The sequence below is a fragment of the Saccharopolyspora elongata genome, from assembly GCF_004348985.1.
In the GTDB taxonomy this organism is placed as follows: Bacteria; Actinomycetota; Actinomycetes; order Mycobacteriales; family Pseudonocardiaceae; genus Saccharopolyspora; species Saccharopolyspora elongata.
This window is the reverse complement of sequence record NZ_SMKW01000027.1, coordinates 106,074-117,835: the sequence shown is the minus strand read 5'-3', so window position 1 is coordinate 117,835 and position 11,762 is coordinate 106,074. Positions and strand designations below refer to the sequence as shown.

Below are 11,762 nucleotides of genomic sequence, written 5' to 3'. Positions count from 1 at the left end.
CGATCAACACGTCTTTGACGCCGCGGTTGCGTAGCTCGGCGCAGACCCCCGCCCAGAACTTCGCACCCTCGCCGGCCTGGACCCAGATTCCGAGGACGTGTTTGACGCCGTCGAGGTCGACGCCGACGGCGATGTGGGCGGAGCGATTGCGCACTTGGTGGCCGTCGCGGACCTTCACCACCAGGGCGTCGAGGTAGACGATCGGGTAGATCTCTTCCAGTGGCCGGGACTGCCAGGCGGTGACCTCATCCAGGACCGCGTCGGTGATCTTGGAGATCGTCTCGTGCGAGAGCTCGGTGCCGTAGGTGCGCTGCAGGTGGTGCTGGATATCGCGGACGGTCATCCCGCCCGCGTACAGCGAGATGATGATCTCGTCCAGGCCGCCGGCCCGCCGCGAGCCCTTCGGGACCAGCCGGGGCTCGAACGAACCGGCCCGGTCCCGGGGCACGTCCAGGTCCACGTCGCCGATCTCGGTCGAGATGGTCTTCGCGCTGGTGCCGTTCCGGGAGTTCGGGCTGCCCCGACCGGCCGGATCGCCCTTGTCGTATCCGAGATGGTCCGACATTTCGGCCTGTAGACCGCGCTCAAGCACCGCCTTGACCAGCTCGGGCAGGAACCCGCCCTGCCCGGTCAACGCCAACCCATCCCGGTCAACGGTGTCCATCAGGCCATCAAGCAGGCCTGCCTCGACCATCTCGTTGACCGCGTCCCGAGCCGACCGCGGCTGCCCGGCCGCCCCGAACGGATTCCCTTCCTGCTGCTGCGGATCAGTCGTGGTCATCTGCGTACTCCATCAACTATCGGATCTTGTACACAACCCACCTGACACCCCCGATCGCACGCAGCCGGTTCTGCCGATCACCTTCGGCGCGACCGAGAAACGCACCCACGACTACGTGCGGCACGGCACAACGAACCTCTTCGCCGCGCTGACCGTGGACACCGGCGAGGTCTACGGCGAGTGCAAGCCCACTCGCAACGGCGTGGACTTCCTGGCCTTCCTCAAGCAGGCCGTGAAACCCCACCAGGGCAAGGACATCCATGTCGTGCTCGACAACCTCTCCACCCATACCACCCCGGAGGTGCAGGCCTGGCTCGAGAAGAACCCGCGGGTGAAGTTCCACTTCACACCGAAAGGATCCTCATGGATCAACCAAATCGAGAACTGGTTCTCGATCATCACCCGGCAGGCCATCCGGCGCGGCACCTTCAGTTCGGTCAAAGTCCTCATCTCGCGCATCCGCGACTACATCCAGCACTGGAACACCAACCCAAAGCCGTTCACCTGGACCGCAACCACCGACGAGATCCTGGCCAAGGTCCGGCTCGTCCAGACCAACATCAAGAAGCTTGTCGACAACAACGCTAAGGGTTCCTAACAAAGGGTCTTGATGTGTCGGTAGCAGATGATGCAGGTGGCCAGGCCGAGGAACGCTTCGTGGATGTCGTCGCGGCGTTCCCAGCGGATGCGGAGGCGTCGCATGCCGTGGTACCAGGCGATTGTGCGCTCGACGACCCACCTGATCACGCCGAGTCCGGAGCCGTGGCCGGTTCCGCGTTCGGCGATCTGCGGGTCGATTCCCTTGGCGCGCAACTCGTCCCGGTGTTGGGCGGAGTCGTAGGCGCGGTCGGCGTACAGCGCGTCGGGTCGGCGGCGGGGGCGCCCGCGCCTGCCTCGCACGGGCGGGATTGCCTCGACCAGCGGGAGGAGCTGGGTGACGTCATTGACGTTGCCGCCGGTCAGGCTGAATGCCGTCGGAATGCCGCCGCCCTCGATGATCACGTGGTGCTTGGAGCCTGGCCGGGCGCGGTCGACCGGGCTCGGGCCGCTTTTGGGCCGCGTCGTGCCGCCCGCACATGCGAGCTGTCGATCACCGCCCGCGACCAGTCCAGCTTCCCGGCCGCGTTCAGCTCGGCCAAAAGCTCCTCGTGCAGCCGCTGCCACACCCCGGCCTCGTTCCATTCCGCCAGGCGCCGCCAGCAGGTCATTCCGGATCCGAACCCCAGCTCCTGGGGTAGGAACTCCCACTGGATCCCGGTATGCAGCACGAACAGGATGCCCTGCAAGACCAGCCGGTCCGGCAGCCGCTTGCGGCCCAGCTTGGGCAGCGCGTTCTCCCAGCGCGGCAACAACGGCTCGATTCGCTCCCACAGCTCGTCGGACACGATCCATGGCGGCTGCTCACCCTTCTTCACACGATCATGATCAACCATCAGGGAATGCCAGTCACTACAAGTGATCATTCTGTTAGGAACTCTAAGTAAAACGACCAGAATTACAGAACACTAGTCGGCCTGCGCATAGATACAGGCGTCGTTGTGGAGACCGTCGCATTCGATGTCGCCCAAGCGGCGGTCGGGGATGGCGAGTTCGCGGCGGGCGTCCTGTTCGTGCCCGTCGATGGCCGCCTTCTCCAAGGCCTCGTGGTGATGGCTGGCCTCGGTGACCTCGTCGAGCTCCGGGAAGCCGGCGGCTCGCCACATACGCGCGTAGAGGCCGCTAGCTGCGGAGGTGAGCGGGGACAGAAGGCTGGTGTCACTCATGGCGCAGCAGATTTCGGCCGCGGTACCTGGCCGGGTGTCCTCGCCAGCCGCGACGCGGTCGAGTAACTCACGGCAATGCGCGCGGAAGACGAACTCCTTCTTCATGCTCTCCAGGCCGGGGTTGGGTGTGAGCAGCATGTTGCTGTGCCAGAGCTTGTCAGCGTGCTGCGGGTGTCGTGCACGGGCATTCTCGATCTCCTCATCTGCCCACCTGATGCGTTCGAAGACGTCCTCCATGAGCGAGAAGATCTCCGCCGCGTCGTTGCCGAGCAGGTCACCCATGGCGCCGAGCAGGCGATCGGAGCCAGCGATCACGCTGGCGGGCAGGGGCGGCGTCGTGTCCGGCTCGCAGGTGGTGTGCGTGTCGAGGTCGGAGGCGGAGTGTGGGGCGGGGTCGGTCGTGGTCACAGCGGAAGTCCCTTTCAGGTTTGGAGGATTGGTCTTCCCACCACCGGGTCCGGCGGATGCCGTTTGCCCCGGGCGGTGGGGCGCACTCGTCTGGCGTCGGCCGCGGGGGAAGGGGGCAAGCCTGCTTTTCGGGCTTGCCCCCGGCCCGCGGCCGACGCAGAGTGCGAACGCCCCACCGCCCGGGGACGGCGTCGCATAGACGTCTCTCTGCTGTTCAGGCCCGTCATCGAGGGCAACGCTGGCACTGCTGCTGGCCGCCGGTGTTGGTGATCCCGTCGTAGTAGAGCCGGGCGCCGAGCAGCAGCCGCAGTGTCCAGCGAGTTGCCCGGGTCGGTCCGGGCGAGCGGCACCCCGGCGTGACGCTCGCGCTCGTCATGCACCTGCGCCGCGAACACGTCGATGAGGGAGGCCGGCACGAGAGCGCAGCTAGGCCGCGGAGTCTGCCAACTCCGCGGCTGCGTCGACGTTGCTGCTGTCACTGACCGGGGCAGACAAGGTCGGTGCGTCACTGCCGTCGCTGTTGACCTCGGATGCGGAGAACTGGTCGGCGTCGGCATGCTCCGCTGCCAGCTCCGAGCCGGGATCGTCATCGTCGTTCGCTGGAGTCTCGGCGACGTCGGTGTCGCTGGAGGCAGCGGACTCCTGGAGGTGCGGCCACCGCTGGAAGTCCTCGGTCGGGTCGAGGACGAGCCGTTCCACAGCGGAAAGCGGGTAGTTACAGCTGTCCCGGAGGAAGCTGAAGTACTCTTTCTGCGCCTCGTCATTGCCACGCCAGGTCTGGACGCTGGTCCGGTCTTCGAAGGCCGCCAGTACCATCGCCAGCTGGAACATCAGCGCGCCGTTCGCACTGGCCTTCCGCGCCTTGGACAGCATCGGGTGCTTCTTGCCGTAGGCGGGCTTGGGAAGACCAAGCAACTCGCACGCGTAGGCGTGCTTCTGGTCCAGCGCACGGCCCACTTCGTAGGTGCCCTCGATCATGGCGGTGGTGATGAACTGCTGCGTCCGCTTCGGCGGCGTGCTCCGCTGCACGATCTCAGCCAGCTTCGCCCGACGCACCTCCTCCGCTGCACGCCAGGAGGCGTTGTTCTCTCTCGCTCGCTTGAGCTCAGCCTTCTCGAAGTCGGACTTCGGTTGCCTCGCCGAGGAGCCGTTCGCGCTGTGGGTCTCGGCGTGACCGTGTGCCTTCCAGTCCTGGCAGATGTAGGTCGCGCGGGGCTCCCGCGATGACCACACCGTTTCCACCCAAGCTGCATGGCCAGGGCAATCGGCATGGGCCTCCGGGGAGTTGCCGAGTTCGAGGGGGTTGCTCTTGCTGAGCTTCAGGCGGGACAGTGGCGCCTGAGCCCCGTCGTAGGTCTTCGCCACGACCGTGATGCCCTGCTCGATGAGCTCGCGGGTGAGCTGGTCGAGCGCTTCCTTCTCGGCGCGCTTCAAGCGCAGTCGGGCGACCTCGTGGTCAAACTGCTCCGGCTCGTCATACAACGTGTCCTGGAGCCTGGCCAAGGCCTCCTCGTCGTCCTCGAACTCGGTGATCGCACCGAGCTGCAGCAGGTCGAGTTGCGGGTGTTCGGTCATGAGGCTCTTGGCCGTTGTACTGCGCTGAACTGCGAGGCCGGCCTTGACCTGCTCGCTTTCGAGGCTCAGCTGCCGGGCGATCTCCTCATCGCTGAATCCGAACAGCGTGAACTGCTCCATGATTCGCGCCTTGTCCGCAGAGTCGTAACCCTTGCGGAGTTCGTTCATGATGAACTGATCGCGTAGTCGCTGCCATTCCTCCTCGTTCTGCGAGGTGGTGACGATGACCGGAATCTCGAGGTTCGCGTCGTCGTCGTTCTCTGGCTCTTCACAGACGACCAGGGAAGCAAGGATGCGTGAGAAGCCGTCCTTGGCGGCGAAATGACCGGCGGTTTCGGTTTCGTTGGCAATCGGGGGGACGAGCACGCCGAACTGGCGGATGCTCTCGATCAGGTCCGGGCGCTCCGTCTTGATGTCGCCGATGGTGCGCGCGTTGTCCTTCAACACGATCGACTTAGGGCTGACGACCTCGATACGGGCGTTCTTCCATACAGATGTTGATCGCATGATCAGTCCTTGGCTGTGGATCTGAGTGGATACCAGGGATTTGGCCTCCCAGCCCGGACATCAGGAGTGCGTGACTGTCATGATTCCGGGCGGGCCGCACCCGAAAGCCTTGCTGCTGTGGGGATGTCCAGCGCTTTTTGCTGGACATCCCCACAGCAGCAAGGCACGGTGCGGCGGCTCCGCCCGGAGCACGCCCGTTGATACGCGGAAAGAAGCCAAGTCGACAGGCTTGCGGCCGCAGACCCAGGCGGCGTTCCAACGGCAGCTGCTGAAGCCCGAATGGGGCCGGGAAGCCAACTGATCCACTACCTCGGAAGACCCTCATTTTTCCTACGGCTGGGCGGGTTCAGCCAGCCGCAGCAACCGGAAAAGGCGACGTAATGCGCCGCTCTCGGGTGCCTCCTCGCTCGCCGGCGCTGTCGTTGCCCTGAAATGGGAGCGGGATCGCAGGAGTAGACCGCCGCGTACTACGTTGAGGCCGGCGCCCGGCACGTCGCCACGACCGCCCACCTGTCGTACACGGGCGGCCGTGGCGATCAAGGATCAGACGGGCTGCTCGGCGACGCTCAACGGCATCGTGAAGCGGGCGCTGACCATCGCCTCCGCTCGTGCGGGGTTCTCGGCCTCAACGACGTCGGTGAACCGGGTCCACTGACCCCACTCTCCGCACTTGTGCCGCGTTGAAACCTCTTTCAGGCTCCCCTTGAAGACGGCCGAGATGAGCACGGCTCTCGTAGTCGGGTTGGTCAAACCGGCGACGGTGTACGTCGGCATCATTCACTCCGATTCTCATTGGTGTGGAATATGTGGGTTGCCTCCCCGGGATTCCGGTCGTGACGGAAATATGGAGACGTCGCGCGTCCGGGCGGGGCCGAATACGAAGGCCTTGCTGCTGGGGGGGATGTCCAGCGCGTTTTGCTGGACATCCCCCCAGTAACAAGGCACAGTGCGGCGGCCCAGCCGGATCGTGACGATCCGTGGCCAGAGGTGTACGCCCCGGTGATTCCTGGGTGAGCTCGTCGCTACGACGGACCTGATCGGCGTGTCGCAATAGGACACACGGAGAATGCGTTGGCAGAAGCCTTCGAACACGGTGGGGAGATCGACGTGGCTAGTGGTGACGACATGGACCGTGCGATCAACGTCCTGCAGACCGGAGCGACGCTGCCGGCCGAGTCATCCAGCTTGCTCGCTGACCTCATCGAGGCCCAGATCACGATCTCCGTCGGGCTAAATCCACCCACGGGGTGGCTGAGCGCGGACATGAAAAGTCTGGATGTGGCTCGTTGCCTACTCGCCGAGCGAGGCCACGCTGTCTCTGACCAGAGGCAAGCGATCTCCATGCTTCGCGAAGGCACAGCGCTCCCAGCGGAATCGTCACCGGCTCTGGCAGCGCTGCTCCAGCAGTACAGGGTCATGGAGTGGAGTGCTGACGCCTCGGACGGCTGGCTAGCGGTCGGCGCGGCGGCCCAAGCTGTTGCGCGGGCCGTGGTGCAGGGCATGCTGCAGCGCTAGCCAACACGTCACGGGTCTGGGCGGAGCCGCACAGAACAGCGGCTCACCCAGAACCGTGACAGCATGCTGGTGCATTTCAGCTCAGGTACGCGGTGGGGAGTAGCTGCCCCGGCTTGATGACGAACCTACTGCTGCGCAGCCGCCCAGATTCAGCGATGATGATGGCTTCAGTCACGATCAAAGCGTGTGCGGTTCGACGTAGGGTCGGGTAGCAGCGGCAATCTGGCGAGCTACCGCAGATCGTCTCGGTCGCCCTCGCCGACTTCAAACGAGTCCAGAACTGCGGCGTTTTCCGGTGCTTTTCGCCGACCCCGCCGCCAGGCCAGCACCCAGACGATGTTGATGCCGATCAATCCACCGAACAGCATCGACAACACCAAGAATCCCTGCGGGACCCATGCTGTAGACAGTTGCAGCAGGTAGACGGCGACGAAGTCCATCGCGGCCAAGGCTAGCCAGGGGAGGGGCCGCAACGACCGCAACGGCATTCCGTGTTGGCGGCGCAACGCGATCTCGATCGACGTGCAAAGGAGTGCGACCATGACACCTGCAGTGGTCACCGTGCTCAGTGCCTGCATTGTGGTTCCGGTCATGTCTCCGTCGGTCCTTTCCGTGACGCATCAGCCACGATGACGTCGGCAACCGTACGCGATGCGTTGTGGACATGGGCTCGTCATGCGCACCAAGGACCCTGAACCATCCCCGCTTGCGCGGGGCGGACTCCCTCGCGAATCGGGAACCGCTTTCGGATGAAACCGTCCCCGCGCGCGAGGCCGACACCGCGGTGGTGAGGTTCGTCGACCTCGACGAAGAACCATCCCCGCGTGCGCGGGGCCGACGTCTCAACTACAGATGGCGCAAGGGCGAGCTGAGAGCCATCCCCGCGTGTGCGGGGCCGACAGAGCCTTGACCTTGTCAGTCTCCTGCTCTTTGGAATCATCCCCGCGAACGCGGGGCTGACCTGGCGGCGGCCACGGAATCCAGGACTGTCGCGGAACCATCCCCACGAGCGCGGGCCGACGGCGGGAACTGCTCGCGGTATCCTGCTGCGCGGAACCATCCCGCGAACGCGGGGCCGGCACGGTGCAGGGCTTCGGGTTCATGGGACACGTCGAACCATCCCCGCGAGCGCGGGGCCGACTCCTCGGCCATCGACACCGCGCGCCGATACTGCGAACCATCCCCGCGAGCGCGGGGCCGACCGGCCGACATCGTGGATCTCTGTCCCGAAGCGAGAACCATCCCCGCGAGCGCGGGGCCGACAAGAACAGGACAATCAGGGCAAAGTCGCTGCGGGAACCATCCCCGCGAGCGCCGGGGCCGACGACAGTTCGGCGGTGGAGTACCAGATCACCCACGAACCATCCCCGCGAGCGCGGGGCCGACTTTTGCATATCTCGCTCCGCTCCCGGCGCGCGAGAACCATCCCCGCCCGCGACACGGGGCCGACGTAAGCCGGGCTGTAGATCTTGGCCGCCTGGATACCATCCCCGCCCGCGACACGGGGCCGACGCTCGTTGACCAGCGTGTTTAGCTGCTGATAGCGGCTATTTGGTTTAGTCCGCTTGCTGGTTGCTGGCGGGGTTGAAGGAGCCCGCAGGGGCTTGTCCTGCGGGCTGTGTTCCCCGCATTGCGGGGCCTAACTGTCTTCATGTCATCAAGGCAATACGCACCTTTGGACCATCCCCGCTTTCTCGGGTGCATGCCGAGAGCGAGCAGGGCCGTGCCCTGCATTCAAACATGACGGCTGGCCCGCATCGGCACAGCCGTCTGATCTCGCAAGCTGAACCACGCAAAACGCTATGGGCGACTTCGAATACGAACCTTATTTGATCAACGTCGCCCATGTCGCTACGATCGGTGATCGTTCGGATGTCAACAGTGAGGAGTTGAGGTGCCGAAGCGGCATGGGGCGGACGTTCGCATTCGTACGGTGCAGGCGATTCTTGAATCAGAAGGGAGGGCTGTGAAGCAGGCGGCCAGGAAGCTGGGGATCAGCTGCGAAACGGTCGCGAGCTGGGTGTGGCAGGAGCGTGCGTCGGAGCAGGGTACGGAGTTGGAGCGTTTGCGGCGGGAGAACGTGGAACTCGCATCGGCCTACGCCGTTCTTCGGTCGGTGGTGCTGGAGACGATGCGGTCGTCGGCCCGGCGCTGACCTGGGTTCGTTCCTGAACTTGGGCTCGCATCGGTTGGCGTCGCTTCGTGGGTTTGCTGGGGCTTCTCGCCTGGGGGTGGGGGTTGTCGGGGCTGTCGGCTACGGTGCGTGCCTTGTTGGTGACTGGTCGCTGTTCAGGGGGTTGAGTGCAGGGCTTCGATGCGGATGTTCTCCGGTGGTTGGGGGTGTTGTGGGGGAAGTCGCCGGAGAAGGCCGCTGGCCGGATGAATCTGCTGGTGTCGCATTTGGTGGATGCGGCGGCGGTGGGCGAGCTGCTGTGGGACCACTTCCTGGCACCGTCGACGCGAGCCTGGTTGGACGAGGTGGCCGGCGGGCCGGGGCGGGGCCGGGTGCTGTTGGCGTGGTTGTGCGGGGTGCATGACTGCGGTAAGGCAACGCCGGCGCATCAGCGGTTGTGGCCGGAAGGCGCGCGTGCTGTTCGGGAGGCCGGGCTGTCGTGGCATGAGCCGACGGCGGCGAAGCACCGGTGGCGACATGACCGGGCGGGCGGGTTTCTGCTGAGGTCGGTGCTTTCCGATGCGGGGTGGAGCCCGGAGCAGGTGGAGTGGGTGTGGCCGCTGGTGGCGGGGCATCATGGGCTGTTCCCGGCGGAGGGGCAGTTGCCCGAGCCGCGGCGCGCTCAGGGGCAGTTGCGGGGCGAGGGCAATTGGCCGCGTGTGCAGCAGGAGTTGGTTCGCTGGTTTACCCAGGCTCTGGGGTTCGCCGGTGTCGGGGCGGTGCAGCCGGTGTCGGTGCCGTCGCGGGCGGCGCAGCTGCATGTGAGTGGTCTGGTGGTGATGGCGGACTGGATCGCCAGCGACGAGCACCACTTCGTCGGCGTGGATGACCTCGATGAGGTCAGCATGGAGGCGGCCCGGAAGCGGGCTGGGCGCGCGTGGGCGGAGTTGGGGCTGCGCGGCGGCTGGGGATCCCTGACCGCACCGGCGAGTGGGGTGTTCGAGGCCCGTTTCGGGCACGCGCCACGGGATTCTCAGCTGGCGGTGCTGGAGGCGGCGCGTGCGATGCAGGCGCCGGGTCTGCTGGTCGTTGAGGCGCCGATGGGGGAGGGCAAGACGAAAGCCGCGCTGGTGGCGGCGGAGGAGTTGGCGGCCCGGTTCGGTGCTGACGGGGTGTTTGTGGGGATGCCGACGCAGGCCACCAGCGACCCGATGTTCAGCCAGGTGCGGTCCTGGGCGGGCGCTATCGATGCCGGGCTGGCGGGTCAGGTGGCGTTGTTGCATGGCAAGCGGATGTTCAACAAGGAGTGGACGGCGCTGCTGGCCGCCGATGCGGAGTTGGATCGCCGGTTCGCTGGTGTCGACGAGTACGGCATGCATTGCGGAGACGATGAGTATGGTCTCGCGGCGGTGTCGCAGGCTCCGGCAGACGCGGTGGCGGAGCGGCAGGCGCCGGCGCAGTGGTTTCTGGGGTCGAAGCGGGGTTTGTTGTGTCCGTTCGTGGTGGGCACGATCGACCAGTTGTTGTTCGCGGCGACGCGTACCAAGCACGTGATGCTGCGGACGGCGGGCCTGGCGGGCAAAGTCGTGATCCTCGACGAGGTCCACGCCGCCGACGTCTACATGTCGCAGTTCCTGCGCGAGGGGTTGCGGTGGTTGGGGCAGGCCGGGGTGCCGGTGGTGCTGTTGTCGGCGACGTTGCCGCCCTCCCAGCGTCGGGAGTTCATCGACGCCTACCTGCTGGGGGCGGCGTCGAAGGAGGAAGCAGCCTTTCCCGCCCCGCCGGAGCCGGTGGGCTATCCGCGGGTCACCGCGGCCTGGCTGGACGACGACCGTGCCGCACCGCGTTTCGACGTGCGGGAAGCGGCGGCGTGGCGGCCGGATGTGCCGGTAGAAGTGGAGATCTTGTCCGAGCAGATGCTCGGTGCGGGCTCGACGACCGAGCAGCGGCGGGCGGCGCTGGATGCGGGTGATCGTGCGGTCGCCGACCTGCTGGAACAGTGGCTGGCCGTGGGAGGGTGTGCGTTGGTCATCCGGAATACGGTGGCTCGTGCGCAGTCCACGTTCGCGGAGCTGCAGGCCCGGTTCGGTGACGATGTGCGGTTGTTGCACGCACGGTTGACGGTGCAGGCCCGCGCGGATCGCACCGAGGACTGCCTGCAGCTGTTGGGGCCGCCACCGAAACCCGGGGACGATCCGAGGCCGCCGCGTCCGGCCCGGCTGATTCTGGTGGCCACCCAGTTGGCCGAGCAGTCCTTCGACGTGGACACTGATCTGCTGGTCACCGATCTGGCGCCGATCGACCTGCTGCTGCAGCGGATCGGCCGCCTGCACCGCCACGCCGGAACCGTTCGTCCGTCCTCAGTGGAGCAGCCGAGGGTGGTGGTGACCGGGTTCGACGACACCGGTGACCGGCCGCCGCGGTTGTTGTATGCCAGCGAGAAGATTTACGGCCGCTACCTGCTGCTGCGGACCGCGGCGGAAGTCAGCCGCGCCCGCGAGACCGGATGGCGCATTCCCACAGTAGTGCCGGAGTTGGTGGACCGGGTGTATTCCGGGCAGCCGCTGGTGCCGGAAGGCTGGGTGGAGGCCGAGACCGCCGCGCGCACGGATTGGGAGCAGGAGCAGTCGGCTCGTGCGGCGGGGGCGACACCGTTTCTGCTGACCCGGCTCGGGGAACACGAAGCCCCGACGCTGGAGGGGCTGCATTCCGATGGCGTGTCCGGTGGGGGCAGCGAGTCGTTGATGGAGGCTGTGGTCCGTGACGGCGAGCGGGGTGTGGAGGTGATCCTCGTGGTCGCCGACGGCGACCGGTACCGCACGCTGGCCGGGCGGGCGCTGGGACCCAACGGTGAGGTGCCGGACGGGGTGCTCGACGAGGTGCTGGGCGCCACCGTTCGCCTGCCGCCCACGTTGTCGCAGGCCGCGGTGCAGGAATGCCGGGTCCTGCCGGGCTGGCAGGGGCATCCGTGGCTGCGCTACAGCCTCGCACTCGAACTCGACGGGCAGCACCGGAAGAAGCTGGGGGAGACGGTGGTGCGTTACGACACCGAGCTCGGCCTGGTGGAAGAAACCAAGCAGTAGCACAGGAAAGCCCGGTC

The 11,762-nt window shown here is 66.2% G+C and carries 10 protein-coding genes and 1 pseudogene; 4 read left to right on the top strand and 7 right to left on the bottom strand.

Features of this window, described 5'->3' with window-relative positions; all coding sequences use genetic code 11:
• Positions 1-781, bottom strand: a 781-nt coding sequence (locus E1288_RS21080) for an IS256 family transposase (protein ID WP_132487667.1), incomplete at its 3' end; no start/stop codon positions are given.
• Here E1288_RS21080 and E1288_RS21075 point away from each other — a divergent pair.
• Positions 774-1,379 carry an IS630 family transposase gene (locus E1288_RS21075; protein WP_207954464.1) on the top strand — a complete coding sequence of 202 codons (606 nt, stop codon included), beginning with the start codon at positions 774-776 and terminating at the stop codon, positions 1,377-1,379. The two genes, E1288_RS21080 and E1288_RS21075, sit on opposite strands and share 8 nt — an antisense overlap.
• Here E1288_RS21075 and E1288_RS21070 read toward each other — a convergent pair.
• From E1288_RS21070 to E1288_RS21055, 5 genes and pseudogenes are all read right to left on the bottom strand, one after another.
• Positions 1,376-2,214 (bottom strand): annotated as a pseudogene (locus tag E1288_RS21070) (IS5 family transposase). The gene E1288_RS21075 and the pseudogene E1288_RS21070 sit on opposite strands and share 4 nt — an antisense overlap.
• Before the next feature lie 72 nt (positions 2,215-2,286).
• Positions 2,287-2,952, bottom strand: a complete 666-nt coding sequence (locus E1288_RS21065) for a hypothetical protein (protein WP_132487663.1) — start codon at positions 2,950-2,952, stop codon at positions 2,287-2,289.
• 223 nt (positions 2,953-3,175) lie between these two features.
• A complete protein-coding gene (locus E1288_RS47045; protein WP_165968195.1) occupies positions 3,176-3,328 on the bottom strand; it encodes a hypothetical protein in 153 nt (50 codons plus the stop codon).
• A gap of 50 nt (positions 3,329-3,378) precedes the next feature.
• A complete protein-coding gene (locus E1288_RS21060; RefSeq protein WP_207954463.1) occupies positions 3,379-5,034 on the bottom strand; it encodes a hypothetical protein in 1,656 nt (551 codons plus the stop codon).
• A 543-nt stretch (positions 5,035-5,577) separates the two neighbouring features.
• Positions 5,578-5,811: a hypothetical protein gene (locus E1288_RS21055; protein ID WP_132487659.1), complete on the bottom strand. Its 234-nt coding sequence runs from the start codon at positions 5,809-5,811 to the stop codon at positions 5,578-5,580.
• A 294-nt stretch (positions 5,812-6,105) separates the two neighbouring features.
• Between E1288_RS21055 and E1288_RS21050 the strand changes: the two genes are divergently transcribed.
• Positions 6,106-6,549 carry a hypothetical protein gene (locus tag E1288_RS21050; protein WP_132487657.1) on the top strand — a complete coding sequence of 148 codons (444 nt, stop codon included), beginning with the start codon at positions 6,106-6,108 and terminating at the stop codon, positions 6,547-6,549.
• A 230-nt stretch (positions 6,550-6,779) separates the two neighbouring features.
• On the opposite strand, the gene E1288_RS21045 is transcribed toward E1288_RS21050, so the two are convergent.
• Positions 6,780-7,142: a hypothetical protein gene (locus tag E1288_RS21045; protein WP_132487655.1), complete on the bottom strand. Its 363-nt coding sequence runs from the start codon at positions 7,140-7,142 to the stop codon at positions 6,780-6,782.
• 1,301 nt (positions 7,143-8,443) lie between these two features.
• Here E1288_RS21045 and E1288_RS21040 point away from each other — a divergent pair.
• Together E1288_RS21040 and cas3 are read left to right on the top strand one after the other, a co-directional pair.
• On the top strand, positions 8,444-8,704 hold the full coding sequence (locus E1288_RS21040; protein ID WP_132487653.1) for a transposase: 261 nt from the start codon (positions 8,444-8,446) through the stop codon (positions 8,702-8,704).
• A 146-nt stretch (positions 8,705-8,850) separates the two neighbouring features.
• The gene (gene cas3 / locus E1288_RS21035; protein ID WP_235883701.1) at positions 8,851-11,745 is read left to right on the top strand and encodes a CRISPR-associated helicase Cas3'; all 2,895 of its coding nucleotides are present in this window, start codon (positions 8,851-8,853) and stop codon (positions 11,743-11,745) included.
• Positions 11,746-11,762 lie beyond the last annotated feature (17 nt).

What these genes read in the sequence shown, in the direction of transcription:
- E1288_RS47045 (WP_165968195.1), bottom strand. Translation starts at nt 3,328, where the DNA reads ATGACGAGCGCGAGCGTCACGCCGGGGTGCCGCTCGCCCGGACCGACC.
- E1288_RS21060 (WP_207954463.1), bottom strand. Translation starts at nt 5,034, where the DNA reads ATGCGATCAACATCTGTATGGAAGAACGCCCGTATCGAGGTCGTCAGC.
- E1288_RS21055 (WP_132487659.1), bottom strand. Translation starts at nt 5,811, where the DNA reads ATGATGCCGACGTACACCGTCGCCGGTTTGACCAACCCGACTACGAGA.
- E1288_RS21045 (WP_132487655.1), bottom strand. Translation starts at nt 7,142, where the DNA reads ATGACCGGAACCACAATGCAGGCACTGAGCACGGTGACCACTGCAGGT.